The organism is Fodinibius sp. GM21 (genome assembly GCF_058386955.1).
Map to the genome: position 1 here is coordinate 275,011 of NZ_JBYEIQ010000004.1, position 24,352 is coordinate 299,362.

Annotated in this window: 20 protein-coding genes and 1 other RNA gene; 9 read left to right on the plus strand and 12 right to left on the minus strand. The window is 41.4% G+C overall.

Annotated features, from left to right (window positions below; all coding sequences use genetic code 11):
* Positions 1–7: 7 nt before the first annotated feature.
* Complete coding sequence (locus tag ACT3IB_RS11515; protein WP_491539166.1) at positions 8–889, minus strand: DUF4249 family protein; 882 nt, start codon at positions 887–889, stop codon at positions 8–10.
* Positions 890–891: 2 nt separating this feature from the next.
* Positions 892–3,165 carry a TonB-dependent receptor gene (locus ACT3IB_RS11520; protein ID WP_491539167.1) on the minus strand — a complete coding sequence of 758 codons (2,274 nt, stop codon included), beginning with the start codon at positions 3,163–3,165 and terminating at the stop codon, positions 892–894.
* A 155-nt stretch (positions 3,166–3,320) separates the two neighbouring features.
* On the opposite strand from ACT3IB_RS11520, the gene ACT3IB_RS11525 reads away from it, so the two are divergent.
* Positions 3,321–5,909: a bifunctional aspartate kinase/diaminopimelate decarboxylase gene (locus ACT3IB_RS11525; RefSeq protein WP_491539168.1), complete on the plus strand. Its 2,589-nt coding sequence runs from the start codon at positions 3,321–3,323 to the stop codon at positions 5,907–5,909.
* A 7-nt stretch (positions 5,910–5,916) separates the two neighbouring features.
* On the opposite strand, the gene ACT3IB_RS11530 is transcribed toward ACT3IB_RS11525, so the two are convergent.
* Positions 5,917–6,405, minus strand: a complete 489-nt coding sequence (locus ACT3IB_RS11530) for a hypothetical protein (RefSeq protein ID WP_491539169.1) — start codon at positions 6,403–6,405, stop codon at positions 5,917–5,919.
* 202 nt (positions 6,406–6,607) lie between these two features.
* On the opposite strand from ACT3IB_RS11530, the gene ssrA reads away from it, so the two are divergent.
* The 4 genes from ssrA (at position 6,608) to ACT3IB_RS11550 (ending at position 9,363) form a co-directional block, all read left to right on the plus strand.
* Positions 6,608–6,974, plus strand: a transfer-messenger RNA (tmRNA) gene (ssrA, locus tag ACT3IB_RS11535).
* A 224-nt stretch (positions 6,975–7,198) separates the two neighbouring features.
* Positions 7,199–7,759: an RNA polymerase sigma factor gene (locus ACT3IB_RS11540; RefSeq protein WP_491539170.1), complete on the plus strand. Its 561-nt coding sequence runs from the start codon at positions 7,199–7,201 to the stop codon at positions 7,757–7,759.
* A gap of 97 nt (positions 7,760–7,856) precedes the next feature.
* Positions 7,857–8,915 (plus strand): FecR domain-containing protein, encoded by a 1,059-nt coding sequence (locus ACT3IB_RS11545; RefSeq protein WP_491539171.1) that lies wholly within the window; start codon positions 7,857–7,859, stop codon positions 8,913–8,915.
* Between the two features lie 67 nt (positions 8,916–8,982).
* Positions 8,983–9,363 (plus strand): LytR/AlgR family response regulator transcription factor, encoded by a 381-nt coding sequence (locus ACT3IB_RS11550; RefSeq protein WP_491539172.1) that lies wholly within the window; start codon positions 8,983–8,985, stop codon positions 9,361–9,363.
* 19 nt (positions 9,364–9,382) lie between these two features.
* Here the strand turns inward: ACT3IB_RS11550 and ACT3IB_RS11555 are convergent, their stop codons facing one another.
* Complete coding sequence (locus ACT3IB_RS11555; RefSeq protein ID WP_491539173.1) at positions 9,383–9,775, minus strand: nuclear transport factor 2 family protein; 393 nt, start codon at positions 9,773–9,775, stop codon at positions 9,383–9,385.
* Positions 9,776–9,985: 210 nt separating this feature from the next.
* A complete protein-coding gene (locus tag ACT3IB_RS11560) occupies positions 9,986–10,573 on the minus strand; it encodes a hypothetical protein (protein WP_491539174.1) in 588 nt (195 codons plus the stop codon).
* Between the two features lie 156 nt (positions 10,574–10,729).
* Between ACT3IB_RS11560 and ACT3IB_RS11565 the strand changes: the two genes are divergently transcribed.
* Entirely contained in the window at positions 10,730–11,758 is a 1,029-nt protein-coding gene (locus ACT3IB_RS11565) for a TIGR00341 family protein (protein ID WP_491539175.1), read from the plus strand.
* Between the two features lie 85 nt (positions 11,759–11,843).
* Here ACT3IB_RS11565 and ACT3IB_RS11570 read toward each other — a convergent pair whose 3' ends face one another.
* From ACT3IB_RS11570 to ACT3IB_RS11595, 6 genes are all read right to left on the minus strand, one after another.
* Complete coding sequence (locus tag ACT3IB_RS11570) at positions 11,844–12,398, minus strand: 2OG-Fe(II) oxygenase (protein ID WP_491539176.1); 555 nt, start codon at positions 12,396–12,398, stop codon at positions 11,844–11,846.
* A 51-nt stretch (positions 12,399–12,449) separates the two neighbouring features.
* Entirely contained in the window at positions 12,450–15,095 is a 2,646-nt protein-coding gene (locus ACT3IB_RS11575) for a TonB-dependent receptor (protein WP_491539177.1), read from the minus strand.
* Between the two features lie 3 nt (positions 15,096–15,098).
* Positions 15,099–16,061: a FecR family protein gene (locus ACT3IB_RS11580; protein ID WP_491539178.1), complete on the minus strand. Its 963-nt coding sequence runs from the start codon at positions 16,059–16,061 to the stop codon at positions 15,099–15,101.
* Positions 16,062–16,073: 12 nt separating this feature from the next.
* Positions 16,074–17,540: a DUF5666 domain-containing protein gene (locus ACT3IB_RS11585; RefSeq protein WP_491539179.1), complete on the minus strand. Its 1,467-nt coding sequence runs from the start codon at positions 17,538–17,540 to the stop codon at positions 16,074–16,076.
* Positions 17,541–17,609: 69 nt separating this feature from the next.
* Positions 17,610–18,206: an RNA polymerase sigma factor gene (locus ACT3IB_RS11590; protein WP_491539180.1), complete on the minus strand. Its 597-nt coding sequence runs from the start codon at positions 18,204–18,206 to the stop codon at positions 17,610–17,612.
* Positions 18,207–18,370: 164 nt separating this feature from the next.
* Positions 18,371–19,153: a hypothetical protein gene (locus ACT3IB_RS11595; protein WP_491539181.1), complete on the minus strand. Its 783-nt coding sequence runs from the start codon at positions 19,151–19,153 to the stop codon at positions 18,371–18,373.
* Between the two features lie 216 nt (positions 19,154–19,369).
* Between ACT3IB_RS11595 and ACT3IB_RS11600 the strand changes: the two genes are divergently transcribed.
* Positions 19,370–19,732 (plus strand): response regulator, encoded by a 363-nt coding sequence (locus ACT3IB_RS11600; protein WP_491539182.1) that lies wholly within the window; start codon positions 19,370–19,372, stop codon positions 19,730–19,732.
* Positions 19,733–19,962: 230 nt separating this feature from the next.
* Complete coding sequence (locus tag ACT3IB_RS11605) at positions 19,963–20,889, plus strand: ferredoxin reductase domain-containing protein (protein ID WP_491539183.1); 927 nt, start codon at positions 19,963–19,965, stop codon at positions 20,887–20,889.
* A 56-nt stretch (positions 20,890–20,945) separates the two neighbouring features.
* Here the strand turns inward: ACT3IB_RS11605 and ACT3IB_RS11610 are convergent, their stop codons facing one another.
* Entirely contained in the window at positions 20,946–21,515 is a 570-nt protein-coding gene (locus ACT3IB_RS11610) for a DUF502 domain-containing protein (RefSeq protein WP_491539184.1), read from the minus strand.
* Between the two features lie 166 nt (positions 21,516–21,681).
* On the opposite strand from ACT3IB_RS11610, the gene alaS reads away from it, so the two are divergent.
* Positions 21,682–24,351: an alanine--tRNA ligase gene (gene alaS, locus ACT3IB_RS11615; protein WP_491539185.1), complete on the plus strand. Its 2,670-nt coding sequence runs from the start codon at positions 21,682–21,684 to the stop codon at positions 24,349–24,351.
* Position 24,352: the final 1 nt, after the last annotated feature.

A 24,352-nucleotide genomic window follows, 5' to 3' on the forward strand; every position in this document is an offset into this window, starting at 1 on the left:
AAGTAAATTATGGTCGGGCAATAAAAGTGCCAATGGTATCGCTGGCCATGCTTCCAAAAATGCCAATGCCGCCTTCTACATTATAACGGATATTTTGAATTTCACCTGGTGATAACGTAGAACCTCCTGATTGAGTGTCATGGGATCTGATAAAGTCGTAGAGGTTATCATCTATCGCATTCACAACAATATTATTAGAACCATAAAAGGCAACGGCAAGCCAGGGCAAGCGCAGCGTAATCGTGCCGTCTGAATTTTGATCAAAATTCCCCTCATTCACGATACCTGATGAATTAACGTAGTATTCTTCAATATCGGTTTCGTCATTATCAACCTGATCGGCGTAAAAGGGAGTTAAGTTATTGGGGGAGGGCTCTAAGGCGTTTATTGTAAAAATAAAATAGGTTTGGCGGTTGGTGATATATGAGCTTGGAGTGGTAGTAAGTTCAACCTGCTGTTCGCCCTGATATACGTAGCCGGGTTCCAGCTCATTAATAGTTTCAAAGTTTCCGGGAACATATGTGGTAGAGGATATTTCATCCCCATTTTCTGTAGTTACATGAAGGCGGTACAGTTGTGCGGCCTCTACGGTAATATTGTCAACAGGAGTATAAATACCGGGTTGCTGTAGTTCGTACGCATACTCATCAGCGACAGAGCTGTCTGGATTTAAGCGCTGAATTGTTACCGTTGCGCCGGATATGGCGTTATCCTCAAATTGGTAGGTTTGATCGATGGGACTTGTTGTAGAAAGTCGAACTTGCTGAAGGTTGCCGTTAGCAATTAAATACGATTCAACGACATAGTACTCCTGATATTCATCTTGTTCGTAGAGTTCACAACCTGACAATAATATCAAGGCTGTTAATATTGCGATTAATTTTTTCATGGTTAAAAATCGACGGTGTATGAAATTGTTGGTAAGATGGGTAGCAGTTTTATCGCTTCACGCTCTGCCGGGTTTTCATCTAAATTGTAATTGTAAAACCAGACGTTACGCCGAGAGTAGGCATTTATAATTTGAAATTGCCATTCTGCTTCTCCCATCCCAAAAAAAGTACCCTTGCGACTAAAGCTAAAATCAAGTCGGTTGTAGTCTGGTAGGCGTGATGCATTAACCCTTCCCACTACTAATTGGTCAAAATTGAGCCCTGAGGTTGGAACATCAAAAGCGGTTGTACGTCCCAGCGGTTTGGTATAGGCCTGTCCGGTGGCATAGTTAAAGGTTACGGTTGTTGACCATCGCTTGCTAAGATCATACTGTAAAACAATGTTAAGATCATGGATACGATCATATTTTGGCGGATAATACCGGGCTGTACCTTGATTTGAAATAGGATCGTTAAAATTAGGGAATTTTCGTCGTGTCACGCTAAAAGTGTATCCGGCAAATCCTGTTAACCTACCAATCTGTCGTTCAAAGAAAAGTTCGGCCCCATATGCATACCCTTCTCCAAAACGAAAAATTTCTTCATAAGGGAGTCCGGCTTGATCAGAAATAAAAGGGTCGAGTTCAAACAGATCGTTCATCGAACGATAATATAGTTCGATATCCAGCCCGTAGCCTTCCCATGGTATCGTTTTAGCTCCTATTACATATTGGTTGCCATAAGCCGGAGTCACACCGTCATCGGTGGTAAGCCAGACATCAAATCCGGTGAAAGCTTCATTTGAAATGAGAGTCAAAAACTGATTGTATTGTCCATATGCCCCTTGTAGACGAATGCGGTCGGTGGGGCGATACTCCACCGACATTCGGGGCTCCATCCGTAGGTACTGCCCCTCACTGAATCCGGCTATTCGTAAACCGGGAGTAGCAATCCATTGATCTGTTATATTCCATTTATCCTGGATATACCACGACCCATATTGTGTTTGGATTCGAGAACTAAATGTATCTTCACCATCAAAGCTGTCTTGCAGTTTCAATGTTAAATTGCCCATCCAAAAACCGCTGGAAATCTCATGATTGTCGTTCGGCAGATATTCAATATCTCCCTTCAGCGAAAAATCATAAATATTGTTCGAGCGCTCGATGGGCGTTGAAGCAAGATTTATGGAGGGAAAGTTAAAGTATCGCGATCCGGTCAGGGTAAAATTTGAGAAAACTTTATCAGAGAAAATATGGGTCCAGGTCGAGCTCAGGGTTTGATTGCCATAATTGAGGTCAATGCCGGCATCGGTGGCGAAGGGAAATTCAAGATTATCGGTCCCGGCGTAAAAAGCCAGCGAAATTTTGTTATTCTCGTCCGCATCGTAATTGACCTTTCCATTTACATCCAGGAAGTAAAAACTCTCTGGAACATTATCCGTTGTATTTTGAAGTACAGCAAGTGCCGGCTCGAGGGTAGAGCGGCGCACAGCCAGCATATATGATCCTTTTTTGAATGGGGCTTCAATGGAAGCTCGCGAAGAGAGCAGGCCTACCGAAACTGATCCTTGAAATTCATTTCTGTTACCATCTTTGTTAAAGATCGTAAGCACAGATCCCAACCGACCCCCATATTTAGCAGGGTATCCGCCTTTATATAGACGTACATCTTTAACAGCATCAGGGTTGAATGTTGAGAAAAAACCAAAAAAGTGAGAGGGATTGTAAACTGTTGTTCGATCTAGCAAAATCAGGGTTTGGTCGGGACTACCCCCGCGAATGTAAAGTCCGCTTGAAAAGTCAGAAGCTGCTTTAACCCCCGGCAATAACTGGAGCGATCGAAATACATCAGATTGAAGTACAGAGGGTAAATCTTTGATAAGCTTGGTCTGCATTTGAGCAATACCAATATTGCGTTGCTCTTCTTTTTCACGCTCAGATTCTACCACTACTTCTTCGAGTTGGAATCCTTCAGGATCAAGTTCGATGTCGAGACGCAAGCTTTGTCCGGGCTCAAGGGTAATTTCTTGTTCGTATCGTTGGTATCCTACATAGGTAGCAACCATGGTATATGATCCGGGATCGATATTTGTAAGGGAGAAGTATCCCGAAGTATTCGATGATGTACCTTTTCGACTGTCTTTTAGCGCAATATTGGCTGAAATAAGCGTTTCGCCGGTTTCAGCATCAGAAATATATCCGCTGACAGAAGCGGATTGCTGCCCATATGTAAACTGTGCTGAAAGAAACATAATCAGCACTGCGATTAGTCTTTTCACGCCTCGAATAGCCATAATTTATAATTCAAAATTAACGTTACACAAGGTAAGAGAATAATAAGAGTCACCGAAAATTAGTTTCTGAATTTTTCAAAAAAACGATTCAGAGATTGTTATCTTTACGGCTATTTTTATAGGGAAATTAGAATTTCAGTTAGTATCAATAAAAAATGACCGGCGAACGTTCGAATTGGATTGTCTTGAAATTTGGAGGTACCAGTGTATCATCACTGGAGAATTGGCAGAAAATTGCATCGGAAGTCAAAAAGCGACGCAGTGATGGCTACAAAGTATGCTTGGTGCATTCTGCTTTAAGCGGGGTTTCCAATACGCTTCAAGAAATTATTGAAACGCCGTCTGATGAGAATATTCCCCAAAAGGTAGAACAGATTAAAGATCAACACCTTGAGTTAGCTCGGAAGCTTGATGTTGCAGGACGGGAACTGCTTTCTGATGATTTTAAGGAATTGGAACATATTGTAAAAGGAATTGAGTTGATCGGTGAAGCAAGCTATCGGGTTCAGGCGCGCCTTTTGGCAATGGGAGAACTGATGGCTACGAAACTTGGCAGTGCCTATCTGCAAAAATCCTTGGATGGGGTAAAATGGATGGATGCACGGGACCAGATCAAAACAATTATTCGCAAAAATGCCACCGAGCGCTCACGAATTATTTCTGCGGTAAGTACTACAGATTATGATAAAGGAGTTGCTGATGCGCTGGATAAAGCGGGTCCCATCGTAGTTACACAGGGATTTATTGGCAGTGATTCAGAAGATAAAACGGTCATTTTAGGTCGTGGGGGCTCGGATGTTTCGGCGGCCTACTTTGCTGCTAAAATTGGAGCAGAGCGGTTAGAGGTCTGGACGGATGTACCCGGCATGTTTTCGGTAAATCCGCATGCCGTGCCTTCTGCAAGATTATTAAAGCATCTTAGTTATGAAGAAGCACAGGAAATTGCTACCAATGGGGCCAAGGTATTGCATCCGCGTAGTATAATGCCCGCTCGCAAACACAATATTCCCATCCATGTGCGCTGTACGTTAAGGCCGGAACTGTCCGGTACAGTTATTTCTGCAAAGGGTTCTGATGATGAGGCAATAGTGAAGGCGATTGCCGTTCGTGATGATGTTATTCTGGTAAGCATGGATTCGCTGGGAATGTGGCAGGAGGTTGGTTTCTTGGCAAATGCTTTTGAGGTATTCAAGGATTATGGTTTGTCTATTGATCTGGTATCTACTTCCCAATCAAATGTTACGGTTTCTCTTGATCCGGGATTGAATGATCATTTTCACGATATTCGTGAAGAGTTTGTGCAGGATCTGAAAAGTTACTGTGAAGTAGAGGTTATTGAATCGGTCTCAGCTGTTAGTCTTCTGGGACGTCGAATCCGTACCATTTTGCACCAGTTGGGCTCGGCCTTTGAGGTTTTTCAGGAACATCAGGTTTATTTGGTTAGTCAGGCAGCTAATGATCTTAATTTTACTTTTGTAGTAGAAAGTGAGCAAGCTGATAGGCTGGTGCGTCAGCTGCATGAACAAGTAATTCTGCAGTCGGGCAAGCAAGATTCGTTTGGTCCCACTTGGTCGCAGTTGATGAAGGAAAATGACGAGGTAGAAGAAGGCGGAAGTGACTGGTGGAGGGAGAAGCGAGATGAATTGCTTCAAATTATGCAGGATAATGGGTCCTCTTATATTTATGATCTGGATACCGTTAAACGATATGCAGGGTTTATACAAAATCTGGAGGCGGTATCATTCGGACTTTACGCAATGAAAGCGAATGCAAATGATGAGATACTGAATACTTTTAATCAACTTGGTTTTGGCTTTGAATGCGTATCGATTGGAGAAGTAAAAAAAGTTTTTGATTTATTTCCTGATATCGATCCTGAAAAGATACTGTTTACTCCCAATTTTGCTCCTCGCTCTGAGTATGAAGAGGGATTGGAACTGGGAGTTAACGTAACGCTCGATAATATCTATCCACTGCAGAAATGGCCTACCCTTTTTAAGGGAGAAGAATTGTTTATGCGTATTGACCCGGGTCATGGCGGCGGACATCATGAGCATGTTAAAACCGGGGGCGTACAATCAAAGTTTGGTATCCCTCGATTTGAGATCGATGAACTAAAAGAGTTGATTGAAGCTCATGAGATATCAGTAAAGGGTTTGCATGCCCATATCGGAAGCGGTATTAAAGATCCGCAATCTTGGAAAGATACTGCCGTAATTCTACATGATGTTGCCGAACAGCTGGGGGGAGTTGATATTCTGGATCTGGGCGGTGGGTTTGGAATTCAAGAAAATGAAACTCAGGCCGGCTTGGATATCGAAGAAGTTGATAAATCACTAAAGCAGTTTAAAGAAGCCCATCCTAAGTACGATCTCTGGGTTGAGCCGGGGCGATTCTTAGTAGCAACAGCTGGTGTATTGTTAAGTAAAGTAACACAATTGAAAGGGAAGGGGGAGATGCAATATGTGGGTATAGAAACAGGCATGAACTCTTTTATCCGCCCGGCTCTCTACGGGGCGCGTCATACCATTGTTAATCTTTCTAAGTTAGAGCAGCCTACCAATCAGGCTGTGAATATTGTTGGTCCTATCTGTGAGTCAGGTGACAAGCTGGGTATTGATCGCTTGTTTCCTAATTCAGAAGAGGGTGATATTATTTTGATTGCCAATGCAGGAGCTTACGGAAAAGTGATGAGCTCGAACTATAATTTACGTCAGCCGGCCGGAGAAAAGGTGATCGGATAAAAGCTTTTTATAAGCTGGATTTGGTTATTGTAAAATAACGACGCGGAGGATTGGGAGCCGTTTCCCAAACGAGTTTGCCATTATACCATATTCGTTCGGCTACAGAGCCTCGACCTTCATTATATCCCTGCACGCGTAAGGTATCAAAGTCATCACGATGATTTTCGATTAATGTGGTAGACCTTCCATCAATAAATTCTCGATTTGGAAATACTCGCAGTGCATATCTGTTAGTTCCTTCATCGATATAAAAAGAGTATTGATTTTGCGTTGCTTCGACACGTTTAAAATCGCCGGTTTCTTCATCTCTTTGCAGGTAGTAAATGTTATAAAACGGGAAATAATCCGGGTCCAATAAATCGTCTCCTTGTTCGTTAACGTAACTGATGCTGACATCCATGATAGGAGGAGCAGAACCCATTTCTTGATCACCGGTGATACAACCATAAGTGAGAAGGATAATTGCTACCAGAACAAAGGGAAGTTGTCTATTCATAATGCCGGGTTGTCCATAAGTGTTAACCTATAAAATTAGATTATCGAACTTTTAAATAGAAATCAATCAGAAAAAATTTAAATGCTATTTGATTGACTTTGGTGCAAAATACATTGAATTTTACCTCGCTTTTATTTGTTGTAGTAACTGAACATCGGCTAAGGCACAAACGTTCTTAAGACATTTTGTTCTTTGACTTATTGGGGGTGTAATGGATTCGACGGAGTGAGTAAAATCGCAGGCTGCATGCCGAGTTTGAGCGATGAACTCGTAAATCATCATCATGCAATTAAATGTAGTTGACAACAACTATTCTTATAGCTTAGCTGCGTAACGCAGCTTAGCCGTTCCTTCAGCTTCTTGCCTGTCAGTGCTGAACGGAGCGCCGATTATGACAGGATAGCGTAGGTTTCGTTGACTGTCGAACCTGCGTAAAACTTTAACAGTCTAGTCTGAAGTTGCCTGTTGCCGGGCGATGCTTCAGGCGAACTTTAAACGGCATCTAAGCATGTAGATGCTTGAACGATATACCATTTCGGACCGGGGTTCGATTCCCCGCACCTCCACAATTCATAAAAGAAGCCTAACCTGAAGAAGGTTGGGCTTTTTATTTTTGCACACTCTTTTCTTAAGTGTCTACTACTGTAAACCTATGCGGTAAATAGTAACTTGGGATGGTAGTATTCGTGAAAATAAGACTGAGTAAGGGATTTGCAGCTTTTTTTATATTATTATGAAAATGTAAGTAGGGCTATGGTTTATATATTTGAACTTTTGGGATTAGACCAATTTTATGAACCAGAGTATCGATCGTAACCTTATTGAAAATTTAAAAGAGGGAGACGAGCATGCATTTCGCAAAGTGTATGAGGAATATCACAGAGCTGTTTATGGAATTGCTTTCAAATACTTAAAAAGCAAACACCTTGCCGAAGATGCCGTTCATGATGTTTTTGTTAAGCTTTGGGATTACCGAAAAAAACTTGATGCAGGGCAATCACTTAAAGGATTTTTGTTTACGACGGCAAAGAATCATGTGTTGAATATGATTAGGAATCGAAAGAGAGACGAAGAAAAGAATAAGCAGTATTCTCATTTAAAGCCGGTATCCCGGAACAAAACGTTAGCAACGTTGACGCTTAAAAATTATAAGAGGGTATTTGAGCATTTTTTAGAGCAGCTGCCGGAAGGAAAAAAAGAGATCTTTGAGCTAAAAATGCAGGAAGGTATATCAAATAAAAAGATCGCTCAAAAGCTTGATATCTCGGTAAACACGGTGAAATCACAGTATTACCAAGCATCAAAATTTATCAAAAAACAACTTGCCGAGCATACTGAACTTTCTTTTGAGTAACCTTTCTCAATTTTTTTAAAAATCCATAATACTTTTGTCGCTGGCAGGTGTACTAAGTAATAGATGAGGAGACAGAAGTAGTAATTGAAGTATTTACATGGATAAAGAAATAGTCGAAAAATATCTCAACGGTCAATGTACCGAGGCTGAAGCTAAAAAGGTGTTAGCATGGCTCGAGACCGAGGAAGGACAGCAGTTTCTGGAGAATGAAATTAATCGTGACATTCGAGTTGCTGAAGCCTTTGAAGATGTTATCGAATATCCTGAGGTGCCTTCTAATGATTTATATGCACGTATCAAATCTGACATTAATCAGCCCTCGCAATCTAAAAAGAAACGGTCAGCTAGTGCCATACACCGATGGATGGGGATGGCAGCGGCTATAATCTTATCCCTGTTTGTAGTGTTATTCTTTTTTGAATTTCAACAGCAGCAACAGCAAATCAATCAAGAACTCAAGTCTAAGTATCCAAAAACGGTAGTGGCATCAGCCCATTCAGATACAACGGTAACACTTGCCGATGGATCCTCGGTACGCCTAAATGCTGATAGCGAATTGATTATTGAAAAGGGATTTGAAAAAAAGACCCGCAGTGTTAGCCTTGAAGGCAAGGCTTATTTTAAAGTAAAAAACAATTCTGATCGTCCATTTGTCGTTCAGACTGATTATTCATTTATCCGGGTTCTGGGAACCAAGTTTGAAGTTGAGGCCTACCCGGGCCGGCCGGAAGTAATTGTAAAGGTAGATGAAGGAAAAGTACGTTTCTTCTCCAAGGATGAGCGGCTGGAGCCACTTGATCTGGTAGAAAACGAATCGGGCACCTTGCGATTTAAAGCACCGAAAGATTCTGTCCGGGAAGAAGATGGTTCGGAAAAGGTTAATTTTGATAAACCGTTACTAGTACGACATAGCAGCGTTCAGAAAAAAGATCCTAAAATTAAATTTGTTAATAACCGATTATTTGTAGCACTCAGATATCTTGAACGTAATTATGACGTGGATATCGAACTTGAGGAGGATTCGCTGCGACATTATCGGTTTACATTGACAGCCGACCACTCACTATTGGGAGCATTAGAACGAATTGCAGACTCGCTGAACTTGTCAATTGAGTATATACGTGAAGACGACAAACTATATTTGCATCAAAAATAAAGTAACAGTTGCTTAATAGATTCGTATTACGTGAGCAGAAACAGACAATAAAAGAAGGGGACAAAGTATGGAGAATAAAAAACAGGCATCAAAAACAAACGGGCAAGTTGAACAATCGTATTTAAATCGCATATTAGTTAAAAACTCCGACAAAAATATTTTTGTCGATGTTTCAGAAATACGGTGGATTGAATGCTCGGGGAACTATTTAAAGCTACACTTACCTGAAAAGTCATACATGATCAGAAGTTCATTAAAGAACTTGAAATCAAAGTTAAATCCACTGCAGTTTGTACGTATTCACCGATCATGGATGGTGAATATCAATGAAGTCAAAGAAATTGAGCCATGGTTTTCCGGGGATTCAAAAGTGACTTTAACTGATGGTAAAACCCTTCGCATGAGCCGAAATTATAAAGATAATCTCGAGAAATTTACTCTCAATTAAATCATCATTTTGAGGTTGACTACGGGGTTGAAACGTGCGTTTGCATCATAACCCACTGGCCGTCATTTTTTTGCAAAACGCCCGTAAAGCGTGCCCCTTTCCATCGAGTAATGGTATCGCGGGATTTTATTTCAGCATCGAGTTTGTGAAAGTACCAAGCTATATTCCCGGATTCCGCGATATTGACCGTTAAATCGCGAATATTGGCCTTGTAATATTCGAGACCTTCAAACTGTTTTTTAGTAGCTTTGTTGAGTACCTCCCAGCCTTTCCAAATTTCTCCTTTATCCGTACCGACGTGTACCGTTGTATCTGTTTTCGGGATAAGCTTTTGCATGGCTTTCAGGTCTTGGTTATTCATGGCATCAAAAAATGCTTCGATCGTAGCTCTAATTTCTTGTTCTGTAGTCATGATAGTTATAAGGTTGTACTAAAATTACCTCAATAATAGGATACTCAATTACTCTTCACAATAACTTTTCACTGCTTTCTGTCTGTAATAAGAGGATTTTTATTGGAATTGAATACCCCAAGAGTTGGTAAGATAAGCGTAAAAATGAAGTGCCGAACCTGATTAAAAGTTCGGCACCTCAGAGGCTATAGTGTTATTTGTTGAAGATCATCAGTCCATCTCAAAGAAAAAGGAAGCCGCACTGATATTGGTTTCTTCAAGTTTTTGTCCATCAGTTGGAACAGCTGCAACAGCGATGCCTAATTGTCCATCTTCTTGAGGCCGAAATACAGAGTCAGGATAAAAAACGGAATCAGGGAAAAATACTGAGTCGGGGAAGAAAACGGAATCGGGATAGAAAACAGAGTCAGGGTACATACGGTTAAGTATGGAAAGAATCCGTTGCTGTGGGGCGTAGTATCCCATGCGTTGCTTACCCGGTTTTAGTTGAAATGTCTTTGAGGCGACTCGTTCTCTTTTTTCCTTATCAGGACCAAGAATATAAAATACCAGTTGAACTTGAGTAGGTTGTTCTCCTTCATATATGAGAGTACCATTTCTGCTGAGTGAGCTAACCAGATCTCGAGCCTTAATGGGTTGCTTGTTGGCTGTAAAACGATCTGAAAAGCTATTCGGGTATTCTACGCTGAGGGTATTTTTAATATTCAATTTACGACTATCAGCTGATTCAGTATTACTAAACCCGGTTGTTAATACTAATGTGACAATGACGAATGGTATAAGAAATACTTTATTCATGATGTTGTTTGTTTGATGAAGTTCTGATGCAATATTGTATACGTATTGCATAATCTAAGGCGCTCATATTTTTGGCGTATCCCTTTGACCACTAACGGCCTTTTTTATTTGGTAGAACCTTTGTACCCTGTAAGAAATCATCAAAAATTTTTCTGAATGAATTATCGCATATTGGAGCTTATTGCTCCGCCTGAAGCTGCTAAAAAAGCACGCACTTTTGTAGAAGAGGAAGAAGTGCTTGGGGTATGGTCCGATACTTTGGAAGATGGGTGTTCAGTTTTACGGGTATTGGTGGAGGCCAATCGCACCGAAGCACTGTCTGATACGTTAACCGACAAGTTTTCTCATGTCGAAGGATTTCGGATTATGCTTTTTGAGGTGCAGGCGACCTTGCCTCATCCGAATGAAAAGGACGAGGAAGAAGAAAAGAAAGAACAGGAGCAGGATGAATCTGAAGAAAAAAGTATTGGGCGCATAAGTCGCGAAGAACTTTATTCTGATGTTGCCAGCGGGGGCGAGCTGAACACTGTGTTTATCGGACTGGTCTTGCTATCAACGCTTGTAGCAGGAGTTGGACTTGTCCGAGATGATGTTGCAGTTATCATTGGAGCTATGGTTATTGCACCGCTGTTAGGTCCTAATGTTTCTATGGCGTTATCGGTAACGCTTGGCGATATGGATTTGGGATGGCAGTCACTTAAAACCAATGCGGCGGGATTATTTGCATCACTTGCATTGGCATTTGTAATGGGATTGGTGATGCAGGTTGATTTGGATTCGCAAGAGCTCATTAACAAGACCAATGTAAACCTGGGAGATATTACTATTGCACTGGCTGCGGGAAGTGCCGGCGTTTTAGCCTTTACCCGTGGTGTGCCTGCAGCTATTGTAGGGGTAATGGTGGCAGTAGCATTGCTGCCACCGCTTGTGAACGTGGGATTGCTGCTTGGTTCGGGTTATTTGAATTTAGCAATTGGTTCTATAATTCTTACAACCACAAACCTTATTTGCATCAACTTGGCGGGAATACTCACTTTCCTGGTCCAGGGTATTCAACCCCGAAGCTGGTGGGAGGTGGAAAAAGCGAAAAAGGCTACCCGTATCGCCATTGGAATTTGGGTGGCCCTGTTGGCTATTCTTGCGATCATTATTTGGTATTGGAACTTGTCTGTTAACCCTCTTTAAATAAATTTCCCTATCGTGGCAGGCTGATGTAATAGCCAGCCTGTAATACTTTTGCGCGATGTTTGGGTGAGCAAAACTTCATGTTCTACGGTATCACTCTTGAACATAACCATTCGTTTGGCAAGTGGTTTAATGGGGTAGTGTCAGTCCCCGGACCATATATTTTAAGTTCACCGCCCTCACCAGGCTGCCAGTCTTCATTGAGGTAGATGAGCATGGAGAGTACCCTGTTTTTCCTCCCTTGGAATTGGTCAATATGCTTCTCATATCTGGTGTGGGGAGGATACAGTGCAAAGTGAAATTCGTAGTCAGATATACTCAGGAATAGATACTCTCTGAGTTTTGTTACTACCTCATCAAAAAGTGTAAAAAGTAAACTTATTTTTGAATCCTTCTGTTTATCCAGCCAATAGATGAAGTCACCTCGAACAGAAGACTCAATCTGTCGCTGTTGATTAGTGCCAATAGCGGCTTTGGAAAATTCACTCTCGTCAAGCAATTGTTGAAAGTAGCTTTGTAGGTGCTGGTAAAGATGATCAGGGATAAAATCATCAACAAATACAAAATCTTTGTTGGCCAGCTGATCAAACCAGTCGCTCCACTGTTTGGATGAATAGAAAGTAGTCTCTCGAGCACTCATGGGTTCTAGTATTTTTTGAGGTTGAATATATCAATTTACCCAAAATAGAACCTAAAATTTGACTCCAATATTAAACGATGGTTGAATACCTATATCATAAACATCTACCGGAACACTGCGGAACTGGTTTTGCGGGGAGCTTTGGTCTATTATAAATGAAAGATCGCGGTACCAGGGATTGTTCCTATCAAAGAGATTGTAAACGCTTAGTGAAAAGGTAAGTTGGGCTCTTCCCAAGGATTTGCGGTATTCAGCAGAAATATCGGTGCGATAATAATTTCCCAGTCGTTCCTCGTTTTGCGGGCCGAAAGTAGCTAATTTGTTGGGCGTTCCGCTGGCATACATCCACGAAAGATATAAAGTAAAATTTGTTACAGGATGTACTTCTGCGGATGCTGTATAGCGGTAGGTCCGGTCCCAGTCAGCATAAAAAGGGTCACCGTTATTAATTTCCGGATTGGATAACACAATTTCAGAAATGGTAAATGTTTGATTAATGGTAACATGCTTAAACTGATTACGCATCAGAAACTCCAATCCTTTTCCGGTGCCATTATTTTGTACGTACCAGGGATTGCTGTTAAAGGAATTACTTAACGAATAGGTGTTGATTTCGTGGAGACGTATATTTTCAAACTTTTTATGGTATGCCTCTGCCTGAAAATAAATCCGATTGGAGGGGGAGTAATAGATACCGCCAGAAAAATAATTGACTGATGTCGGGGGCTGAGTATTATTGGCTAAAATCCAAATATCGGATGTAACCGTGTTGCTGAGTGAAATTTTATTTAAGAATTGATGGTTTTTGCTGTATCCTCCGGACAGTGTGAAATCAGAATCAGGGAACAGAGTGATTTTTACACGTGGAGACCACTGAAGAAAATCACCGTTGCTGTAGTAATGTAATCGCATACCTCCAAAGATATCCACCATTTCGATGCGGCTGTAATCGAATTGTAGGTAGGTATCAATCTGGTGTGATGACTGAGAGGAAAAATAGCCGGGACGTTCAAAAGAATCTTCAAAATATTCTCCTAAGTAATAGTGATAAGAAACGCCACCTGTTCCTGTCCAGTGTTCATTTGTCAGTTGGAGCTTTTGCTCAGCTTTGAATTCATTTAAGATACTTTGATTCTCAAATGGAAAAACAAAAGCCTGTAACGCTCCTTGGGTCTGTGTAATATCGATATAGGTAAAATCATCTTTTGAAAATGAAGTCTCATAAATGCTGGCGCCAAAAGTAGTATTGGAATAAAGATTATCGCCAAACCAATGCTGATATTTAATGCTTGCTGCCACATTTTGCCAATCATTTGCAGTTGTTACAGGACGTTCTTCCAGGTTCTCAGAATTATTAGTCGAAAAAGACCGATAAAGCCGATTGGACTGCTGTCGTGTATCGTCGCCCCCCAGGTAGCCACTAATGATAAACTGGTTGCCATTTTGTGTTTCGAAATACGTTTTGGCGTGCAAATCAAAAAATGAAGCATCAGCCTTCTGTGGAGTTACCAAACGGGATTCAAAATCAATTAGATCGTTATCTAATACGGCTCTGTTTCGATCAATATTGAGTCCCCATTCCACGAGATCAGTATTGTTGAACCAGTCAATGGTGTTCATATATGATGTGCGGCCTGAAATGAGCCAGCTGCTTTTACCTTCTTGGATGGGCCCTTCAAGTGAAATACGAGCTGATGTATTACTGAGACCTGCTGATCCTGAGAGTCGATCCAGTGACCCCGTTTTGGTCAGTAGCGAGAGTGTGCCGCCGGGTGGAGCCTGAAATTGGGCGGGTGCTATGTCGTAGAAAAAACCACTGCGTTTCAAAATATCGGCATTAAAACTGTCAACCAGTCCAAAAAGATGGCTCTGATTATAAATAGTGATGTCATCAATTAATACCTGGAAGCCATCGGTGGTACTGCCGCGAATATGTAAGCCATCACTTAAAGCCGGTGCCAACGATACAGAGGGGAGATTTTGCAGGGCTCGAAGGGCATTGGTTTCTCCCATCGGGCTAAAGGCTCCCATATTTACAAGACCTGTAATCTCACGACCGATATCATTATAAGAATTAGTACCTGTGATAATGAGTTCATTTCCATCAATGCGTGTGGGTTGAAGACGAAACGTGAGTTCACTGATCGCATTTTTTTCGGACAAGTTTAAATGGATGGTTTTAGAACTGTATCCCACATAAGAACCGGTAATGTCAATAGCCCGCTGATTAAATGTTCGGTTGAATGAAAAGGCACCGCTCTCATTAGCACTTGTTCCTTTTGTGGTACCTTGTTGTTGCCAGCGGATGGTCGCAAAAGGGAGACGTTCGCCGGTTTGGGCATCCACAACCTGTCCGCGTATGGTAATATCCCGGTTTTTGGGACGGTCTGTTTTGTTTTGATAAATGATTGCCTGCTTACGGGTACTATCAATATCAAGGGACAGTTGATGTGGGGCCAGCGCCCTGCGAAACTCTGAAAACAGATTTTCTTCTGAGGCCTTAAAGCTCAATTTAATATTAGAGAGCAGGGCATCCCGGTAGAGAAACCCAAATGCTGTTTGTTGTTCTATACTGTTGATGACTTGAAGTACGGGTTCATTATTATATTGATATTGAGCCTGTACGTGTTGATTAAATACAACAATTAATAAGCCCGAAATAACGAAACTCTTGAACAAAAACTTGTAATTGGTCATGCGTTAATTTTCTTCAAAAGTGTAGCTTTGCTCTCCGGTTTTTGAGAATTCTCCATTTAGCACAAGTTCAAGATCCTGTAAAGCCATTTCAAGATCTTCCAGTTGCAGTTGGCCGGAAATTGAGTCTTCTGCAATTGTTTTTGGTAACGTGATCGTAATGTTAAACTGCTGCTCAATTTCCGCAATAATATCCTTTAACGGTATATTTTCGAATATAAGTTCCCCGTCAAGCCAATCGAAATATTCTTTTGGATTTACGTCTTGTTTAATCATTACTTGTTGGGGGCTGCTGATAGAAGCAGATTGTCCCGGTGAAAGCTGAACGGGATTTTGTGCTTCAGCAGGGATCACTTCTATTGATCCTTCATCCAAATAAACCCGCATTTGCCGCCCCCATGAACTTACTGAAAAACGGGTGCCTAAAACCGTAACTTTTCCCAATGTTGTTGTGACTTGAAAGGTACGGCCCGGATCAGAGGTCACATCAAAAATAGCCTCACCCTTAAGCCGATACTGCTGTGATTTTGCGGATTTTGCAACCTCAAGCAACGTAGTGTGCGGACGTAAGGTAACAGAACTTCCATCACTAAGTGTTACTGTTTTTATAGATGATTGTGACTCGGCAATTATGTGCGGTTGTTTGAGGTAATTTAGGTAAACGAAACTGAATATTGCCCCAATAATGAGTAGAGCCGCTGCGGCCCATCGAATGGATGGGGCAGTTAAAATAGATGTAACCTTTGCTTTTTGTTTCTGCAATTTTGTTGCAGCGGCGATGCGATCCCATACCTGCTGTTTATCATCAGGATCAATGGAAATTTCATTTATCTTATGCTTTTTATAAATCAGCAGTTGGTCAATGAGTAAATCATCAATATCTGAGAGCGATTTTTTCTCCAACTGGTGATTGCCAACTTTACGGGCAATTTGCAAGTCAGGATCGTTATGTGGTAGTTGATCAGTCATTAGAACTTAGTTTTAATCCTCCTCACTATTGTCATCATCACTTTCTTGTTCTTCCTGCTCAAACTCAACGGTAATTGCAGTGAAGTCAATATTCGGATTTTCAGTTTCTTCCAAAGCGCTTCCGTCAGCTTCAACAAGCATACCATTTTCCAATGCCTCGGCAACCTGCTGCAACGTTAAATAGTCCCCATCATCCTCAATTATAGTATTTTCGGTCACTGCTACAACTGCATTTTGAGCAAGTGTAAACGTTTGGTTTTCAAGATCTACGGAAGAAACCCATTCTTTAAACTCAATTTCTCCTTCTGAATCATTTTCACCACCATCATCATCTCGTTCAAATTCGATTTCTTCGGCGTAAAATCGGTTGTCATTCATATATCCCTCTCCCTCAGCCCACACAAAAGTGTTGTTATTGATGGCCTGTTGAACTTGTTCTAAAGAAGTATAGTCGTCATAATCAATTTCAGTGTTTTCAGTAAGATAGATATTTCGGCCGTTTAGAAGTGTAATAGAGTCATCACTGAGGTTAATCGATTGAACCCGCCCTTCAAATTCTTCGTCCTGATCTTTAACAGCTCCGTTGTTAAGATTGACTTGAAACCGTTTCAATAAGTTTTTAAATCGGAGCAGTGCCGTGCCGTCCCCACTCATTTCAACAGTGCCGCTTAGGGTTTTGGAAGCAGAGTTCCCGCTCGAACTTTTTTGGATGGTCATTTCCCAGCTTAATGTACCGGTTACTCCTCTGCTAAGATCAATGGGACCATTATTTGGGTTTTCTATTTCAATACTTAAAAAGTTGATTTCCAGTTCATAACTGCGTTCAAAGACCTTATTCTCAACTTGATTGTCAATTTCCATGGTCCCATTACTATTATGAACACCATCAATGGAAAGGACGGGCGTTGCATTAGATACACCATCGATGAGAAAAGTGTCGGTCCGTACAAAAAAGGAATTCTTGCGCGGTGTTAGGATTTCTCCTTCACGATTAGCGTTATAGCTTATGTACTCAATGCGTTCTGCTTCAGTATCGGGAGATTCAATAAATCTGTCATTACTATCTTTTAAAATATAATTAAGCGTATCGATCACAGTTTTGTTAAAAAGAGGACGATCAACTTGCCTGCGGAAGGAGAGCGTATGAATGCCCGTTTCCTGATTGTAGGTATAATTGTAATCTGTTTCGCCACCACGACCACTGCGATCATTCTGGGTAGTAGGGGTACCGGTCTTATTTTGAGAAGTATTGAAGTTAGTACTTGAAAAGTTTGTTAATGCATCGTTTAAGCTCAATAACACGCCGCTGTTGTCACTGGAAAGGGATTCTCCTAAGATTTCACCGGCTGCTTGCAAGTCCTGCTCCGTAATAGTTTCATTACTGGTGCTGTTCACGTCATTAAGTGTACAGCTTGTAGCTGTAACGAGAATGGCCAAAACCGCAATTGAGATTATATTTTTTTGTAAGAGAATCATCATAAAATGATTTATAGAGTTAGGAGTATGTTGGCCTTTCATATATAATACACATCTGATTGGGGGTTACCCCTAATAGTTACGGTAATTTTTAAGATACTTGCGCATATCCTTTAGTGCTAATCCCATATGGTTTTCAATTGTTTTTGGGCTTACTTCTAATGTCTCGGCTGCTTCTTTATAGGTAAAATCTTCAATAAAACAGAGCTGAAATACCATGCCTCGCTTTTCGGGCATCTCTTGAATGGCTTGACCAATTAATTGTTTTAATTCATTGGCCCGTGCAGCATCCTCGGGAGTGTGGGCAGTTTGTTGTTCCGGAACAGCCTCTTCGATATCAAACTTCTTGTTATCACGATGGTGATTAAGCATTCGCGTATAAGCAATTTGAAAAATATATGCCCGCAAGGATTTTTGGGGATCAATCTGTTTACGATGCTCCCAGATATAAATAAATGCTTTTTGGATGAGATCTTTGGCAGCTTGAGGAGCAGTATTTTTGCTTACTAAAAAGCGAAAAAGGGAGTCGTAGTGAAGGTCATAAAAATTTTTGAATGCATTATGATCGCCCGCTTTTATTTGTGAGGCAATTTTATTTTCATCTTCCACTTTGGTAGGAGCAGTGGCTAATGCAAATAGAACAAGTTGTATACTTGCGGGATCAATCATGAGCTAAAAGTTAAAACGAAGTGTTCCTTAAAAAGTACGAACTCTTAAGCTTTCTTTTGGCAAAAAGTTTGTTGTTAATAATAAGATCATAAAAAAGGGCAAACCTGTATAAGGCTTGCCCTTTAGAATTATTAGAGTTGCATCAAGTTAGTCGATTTCATTGACTAATCATCGTCATCATCACTATCGTCATCACTATCGTCATCACTGTCGCCATCGTCATCATCATCGTCTTCATCACCACCATCATCATCATCATCATCTTCTTCTTCTACATCAAATGAGTTTTTAATATTCTCATCTATTTGCTCATAGTTGGCAGGATCTGTGGGATCCAGATCATTGCCTGAGGAATCTTTAAACCATCCGCTTGGATCTATATTAATTGCGATAGAGGGAGAAGAGCTGTCATTAATTTCAAATGGAGGATTGAATTCCAATTCGATTTCAAAATCTTCATCGGAGCGATACATGAAGTCTTCACCATTGTAAACGCCCTTAATTACGATAGAATAGCCATCGTCATCGCCGGATTCATTAATAAAATCCGAATCATTTACATTTGTGTCATCGTCGTGTTCAATTTCCATTTCAAACTCATCATAGACACCGGCCGGTACATTCGCTGTAGAAAGTTCGATTTCACTGCCGTCGAGCGGTAAGTCCACAACAAAATCATTCACCTCAAAATCGAGGGAATCTTCATCCATGGAGCTTTCCAGCTCGAGCTCATCAACCAACAGTTTGATTTTTGTCAGCGAATCTAGTGATTGGGTAGTAGGGGATGATGAGAGTTGCTTTGCAGCAGTAGATGAATTCGTGTTTAGCTTCATTTTTACTGCAACCTGTTTTTCGCCGCCTGAATTGGAGTCAGAAACACTACAGCTTACAGCAAATAATAATGCTGGTATCAAAATAATTAGGGATAACCTGTTAAGTAATTGCATGATAATTCCTCTTTGTGGTTTAGGTGTGTTCAACTTCTGTTGTTTATACACATATCCCAAGGGGGTACCCCTAATCCTTGTTCGAATATATTATTAAAAAAAATTAATGGAACTAATGCCATTATTAATGGTCTGATTTGTAACAAATGTGTAACTCAATGCTCTTCTTAACAAAAGGCATAGTTTACAATAAATATTTGCATAACAACGGCTTCTATGGAGACAAAGAAAGTATTAATTGTTGAGGATGAGATGATTATCGCCATGTTGATTGAACGAATGGTTACCAATATGGGGCATCAGGTTATTGACAAAGTATCAACTGGGGAAGATGCTATAAATAAAGCATTAGAACATAGCCCCGATCTTATTTTAATGGATATTCGTCTGAAAGGAGAAATTGATGGTATTGAGGCAATGACCAGAATTCAAGAAAAAACGTCCATTCCAGTTATTTACATTTCCGGGAATTCAGACTTGGCACATCAACAGAAAATGAATAATACTAATTATATCGATTTTCTTTCCAAGCCTATCACTCAATCTGCGTTAAGTAAATCCTTTAGTGTAGCATCTTGAGGAGAATAGGGATATCGCTGTATGGTTGAATCCAGCGATGATAACCCCGTTGACTGTTCAGATTGATATCTTATTTACGAGGTTAAATGCCTTTTGAGGCCCGCATTACCCGCGGGCTTTTTGTGTTTGAGGCATTGAATTAGTGCAAAATTCACTTGTAATTTTGACTTAACATTTACAAGTTCATAGCCGTTTAAATCAGATCTAAATAACGCTCTCAAATTACAGTTATGCCGGAGATTAAACTCCCAGAAGTGGAATTAAATATCTATACTCCCAAAAATCCTGTCGAGGTTCCCATTGTCGAAAACAGGATTTGCACCAAAGAAAGCAGTCCCAATTTTGTACGTCATGTAACTTTTGATATTTCAGGAACCGACTTGGAAGGACACGTTCGCGTGGGACAATCTATCGGCATTTTACCGCCCGGAAAAAATGAAAAAGGACGCGATTATAAATTGCGCCTATATTCGGTTGCTTCGCCCACAAAAGGGGAAGATGGTAAATCTCACCTTATTTCGACTACTGTTAAGCGAACGATTGAAGAGTTTGACAATAATGAGCTGTATTTGGGAGTATGTTCCAATTACCTGGCAGATTTGCAACCCGGAGACAAGGTTAAAATGACTGGTCCCAGCGGGCGCCGTTTTTTGCTTCCCCAAAATGCAACTGATTTTAATTACGTCTTTTTTGCTACGGGCACCGGTATTGCGCCCTATCGGGGCATGATTAAAGAACTGCTTGATAATGGTTTTGAAAATGAAATCGTACTTATATTTGGCTGTGCGTATCGTACAGATTTGCTTTATTCGGACTATTTTGAGCCTTTGGATGAAGAGCACGACAATTTTCATTATCTGCCACATATTTCCCGGGAAGATCGTCGCCCCGACGGCACCAAAAAATATGTACAAACCTGTTTGTGGGATGAGGCTGAGCTACTCGATCCCCTTATGGAACAGGAGAATACGCTGATGTATATTTGCGGCCTCAAAGGCATGGAAAGTGGTATTTATCGTGCATTAGCTAAAAAAGGGTTTTCCCAGTACCTCGATGTTCGTGAGCCGGCATCCGGTAAAACACCTGAAGAGTGGGATGAAAGAGATCTTAAAAGATACGTTAAGCCCTCTGCTCGAACATTTGTGGAAGTCTATTAAGTGATACAAAGCTTGAAATCTATCTTTGCAGGTTTTTATTACCTTGGTTCTTATACCTAATTCGTAATATTCGTCACACCTCCTGAAACGATATACTTCATCACATCAGAAGAATTGAATTCAATGGGTGTGACGTTCTGAGTGGGAACCAAGAATAAGTTGCCCGAAAAGTTGTAGGAGTGGGGACAGTAGACGGCAACCATATCGTCGATGCCAAGTTGTGTGAGATCTTTTTGGGTAACAAAACCAATTCGTTTTGCCTCCATGCCACCCAAATCAATAAGAACCGGTTTGTTGAATCGTTTTTTGTCACCCACAAATGCTTCGGTTAACTCCTTTAGGGAAGAATAAATAATTTTGATGAAAGGCACCTTTTTTAAGAACCGTTCGAAGTAGGTCACAATAGGACGAGTAATAGCTCGCGAAAAAATGTAACCGATAGCAGAAATCCCAAAGAAAACGGTGATGATACCCAGTCCGGGAACATCAATGTTGAGCCATTCAAAAAGCAGGTCATTGAAAAAATTATTTGACCACCTGATGGCCGAATAAATAACATATATGGTAGCTCCGATGGGAAATACGAGTAATAATCCACGCAAAAAGTTATTAATAATGGGACGCATAGCGGCAAATATTTTGTTGATTGGGATGATGCACGAACATAATCTATAATCGCAAATAGTGGTGTGCAAAAGAACTCTTATTTCAACCGTATTTAAGATGAGTTCAACACTAATTTTTGCTATTTTCAACGGTCTGAATAATCTGAAATTAAGATAAACAAAACTGATGTCCCACAAGAGTTCTGCACAAATACGCCAGGAATTCCTGGATTTTTTTAAGGAAAAAAATCATTTGATTGTATCCAGTGCACCGGTTGTGCCCCAGAATGATCCCACTTTGCTGTTTACAAATGCCGGGATGAATCAGTTTAAACCGATCTTTCTCGACGAGCAGTCCGGGTACGAAAAAGATGGAGAAACCTGGCAGCGAGCCGTTGATAGTCAGCGTTGTATTCGTGTAAGCGGAAAGCATAATGACCTTGAAGAAGTAGGTCATGATACCTATCACCATACGCTTTTTGAAATGCTCGGCAACTGGTCGTTCGGCGACTATTTTAAGCGTGAAGCTATCCGCTGGGCGTGGGAATTGCTTGTGGAGGAATGGGGGCTTGAACCTGATCGTTTGTATGCTACCGTTTTTGAAGGCGATGAAGATGATGGACTCCCGGTTGACCAAGAGTCAATTGAGCTTTGGAAAGAAGAAACCTCTATCAAACCCGATCACATTCTGAAATTCGATAAAAAGGACAATTTCTGGGAGATGGGTGAAACCGGTCCTTGTGGCCCATGCTCTGAAGTCCATGTGGATATTCGCCCTGATGAGGAGCGCAAAGAATTAGACGGGGCCGACCTCGTGAATATGGATGATCCGCGGGTGATGGAGATTTGGAATCTCGTATTTATTCAGTTTAATCGTCAGCCCGACGGCTCGCTCGAAAAGCTTCCGGCTCAGCACGTGGATACGGGTATGGGCTTTGAACGTATTTGTGCAGTGCTTCAGGATAAAAAATCGAACTACGATACCGACCTTTTTGCACCGCTGCTTAATAAAATCGGTGAGCTTGCTGATGTTACCTATGGCGATGACGATGAGATCGATATTGCCATGCGCGTTATCGCGGACCACATTCGTGCGGTAAGCTTTTCTATTGCTGACGGAGCATCACCTGGCAATGACGGCCGTGGTTATGTCATTAGGCGAATCCTCCGGCGGGCCATTCGGTACGGATGGGACAAGCTGGAACTAAAAAAGCCGTTTTTCTACAAACTGGTACCCACGCTGGCCGAACAGTTTAAGGATGTATTTCCCATACTTATTAACCAGCAGGATTATGTGCAGAATGTAATCCAGTCTGAGGAAAAAAGTTTTTTGAATACGCTGGGACAAGGTATCGAATTGTTTAATGAGATGGCTGAGGGGAAAGATAAAATATCCGGAGAAGATGCTTTTAAACTGCATGACACGTACGGATTTCCAATTGATTTGACACAGCTGATGGCCCGCGAACGGGATTTGGATGTTGATGTTGAAGGGTTTAACAAGCGCATGAAAGAGCAGAAAGAGCGCGCTCGTGCTGCCGGTAAGTTTAACGTAGATCAGTCATCCCAAAAAGAATGGATCACCGTTACTGACACCGAGGATTTTGAATTTGTAGGTTACGATTCTCTATCTACTTGGAGCACTATCAAAGCGATGCGCAAAGGTGGTGACCAAAATGCTCTTATTTTGAAAAAAACGCCCTTTTATGCAGAAAGTGGTGGTCAGGTGGCCGATACCGGAATCATCAGCAATGGTGATGAACATTTACGTGTGTTGGATGTTCAACAATCCCCGGACGGCTATATTCATATCGTTGATAAATTGCCCGAAGACCCCGAGGGGGAATGGGAGGCTATGGTAAATGGCGACCGACGCAAAGAAATCAGAAAACACCACTCAGCTACACACTTAGTGCACGCTGCACTGAAACAGGTGCTGGGCGATCATATAGCACAAAAAGGATCGTTGGTTGATGAAGAACACCTGCGATTTGACTTCTCGCATTATGATCAGATTACAAATAATGAGTTGAACCAGATTGAGGGAATCGTCAACGATCGCATCCAGCAAAACATCCCCAAACAGGAAGAGCGTAATATACCAATTGAAGAAGCCAAGAAACGCGGAGCTACGATGTTGTTCGGTGAAAAATATGGTGATAAAGTCCGCGTAATTTCTTTCGATCCGGAGTATTCTATGGAACTTTGCGGCGGTACCCATGTAGGGGCTACCGGCGAAATTGGCTACTTCCGTTTTACAGGTGAATCTTCAGCTGCGGCCGGAATACGGCGTATTGAAGCGAAGGTGGGTAAAAGCGCGGATGAGTATTTACGCCAGGAAAATGAATTGGTGCAGCAAATCCGTTCAGAGATTGGTCAGAGCCAAGACTTGGTTCGTGATATTCATCAGCTTATCGAAGAACGAAAAGAGCTTGAGAAAGAAGTTGAAGAACTGCGCAAGCAGCAAAGTGCATCTAAGCTGGATGGACTGATCCGGGATGCGCAGGAGCTGAAAAGCGGTATCAAGTTAGTGTCGGGTGAAATACCTCATGCTGATATGGATTTGTTGAAGCAGCTGGGTTATGAGTCGCTTGACAAACAAAAAGAGGGAACGGTTACGGTGCTCGGTGCCAAAGATTCTGAAGAAGAGAAAGTATATGTGATGGCGGCCGTAACTGAGGATCTCATTAATGAAAAGGAGTTAAAGGCCGGTGCTTTGGTTGGCGAACTTGGCCAGATGCTCGGGGGCGGAGGCGGAGGCCAGCCGAACCTGGCTACAGCGGGCGGACGAAAGCCGGAAAAGCTCAAAGAATTATTTGATCAGCTTCCATCAATTATAAGTAAACATTTAGATTAAC

Bases quoted from the DNA above. Each gene is read 5' to 3' on its own strand.
- ACT3IB_RS11515 (WP_491539166.1), bottom strand. From the start codon at position 889: ATGAAAAAATTAATCGCAATATTAACAGCCTTGATATTATTGTCAGGT.
- ACT3IB_RS11520 (WP_491539167.1), bottom strand. From the start codon at position 3,165: ATGGCTATTCGAGGCGTGAAAAGACTAATCGCAGTGCTGATTATGTTT.
- ACT3IB_RS11525 (WP_491539168.1), top strand. From the start codon at position 3,321: ATGACCGGCGAACGTTCGAATTGGATTGTCTTGAAATTTGGAGGTACC.
- ACT3IB_RS11530 (WP_491539169.1), bottom strand. From the start codon at position 6,405: ATGAATAGACAACTTCCCTTTGTTCTGGTAGCAATTATCCTTCTCACT.
- ACT3IB_RS11540 (WP_491539170.1), top strand. From the start codon at position 7,199: ATGAACCAGAGTATCGATCGTAACCTTATTGAAAATTTAAAAGAGGGA.
- ACT3IB_RS11545 (WP_491539171.1), top strand. From the start codon at position 7,857: ATGGATAAAGAAATAGTCGAAAAATATCTCAACGGTCAATGTACCGAG.
- ACT3IB_RS11550 (WP_491539172.1), top strand. From the start codon at position 8,983: ATGGAGAATAAAAAACAGGCATCAAAAACAAACGGGCAAGTTGAACAA.
- ACT3IB_RS11555 (WP_491539173.1), bottom strand. From the start codon at position 9,775: ATGACTACAGAACAAGAAATTAGAGCTACGATCGAAGCATTTTTTGAT.
- ACT3IB_RS11560 (WP_491539174.1), bottom strand. From the start codon at position 10,573: ATGAATAAAGTATTTCTTATACCATTCGTCATTGTCACATTAGTATTA.
- ACT3IB_RS11565 (WP_491539175.1), top strand. From the start codon at position 10,730: ATGAATTATCGCATATTGGAGCTTATTGCTCCGCCTGAAGCTGCTAAA.
- ACT3IB_RS11570 (WP_491539176.1), bottom strand. From the start codon at position 12,398: ATGAGTGCTCGAGAGACTACTTTCTATTCATCCAAACAGTGGAGCGAC.
- ACT3IB_RS11575 (WP_491539177.1), bottom strand. From the start codon at position 15,095: ATGACCAATTACAAGTTTTTGTTCAAGAGTTTCGTTATTTCGGGCTTA.
- ACT3IB_RS11580 (WP_491539178.1), bottom strand. From the start codon at position 16,061: ATGACTGATCAACTACCACATAACGATCCTGACTTGCAAATTGCCCGT.
- ACT3IB_RS11585 (WP_491539179.1), bottom strand. From the start codon at position 17,540: ATGATGATTCTCTTACAAAAAAATATAATCTCAATTGCGGTTTTGGCC.
- ACT3IB_RS11590 (WP_491539180.1), bottom strand. From the start codon at position 18,206: ATGATTGATCCCGCAAGTATACAACTTGTTCTATTTGCATTAGCCACT.
- ACT3IB_RS11595 (WP_491539181.1), bottom strand. From the start codon at position 19,153: ATGCAATTACTTAACAGGTTATCCCTAATTATTTTGATACCAGCATTA.
- ACT3IB_RS11600 (WP_491539182.1), top strand. From the start codon at position 19,370: ATGGAGACAAAGAAAGTATTAATTGTTGAGGATGAGATGATTATCGCC.
- ACT3IB_RS11605 (WP_491539183.1), top strand. From the start codon at position 19,963: ATGCCGGAGATTAAACTCCCAGAAGTGGAATTAAATATCTATACTCCC.
- ACT3IB_RS11610 (WP_491539184.1), bottom strand. From the start codon at position 21,515: ATGCGTCCCATTATTAATAACTTTTTGCGTGGATTATTACTCGTATTT.
- alaS (WP_491539185.1), top strand. From the start codon at position 21,682: ATGTCCCACAAGAGTTCTGCACAAATACGCCAGGAATTCCTGGATTTT.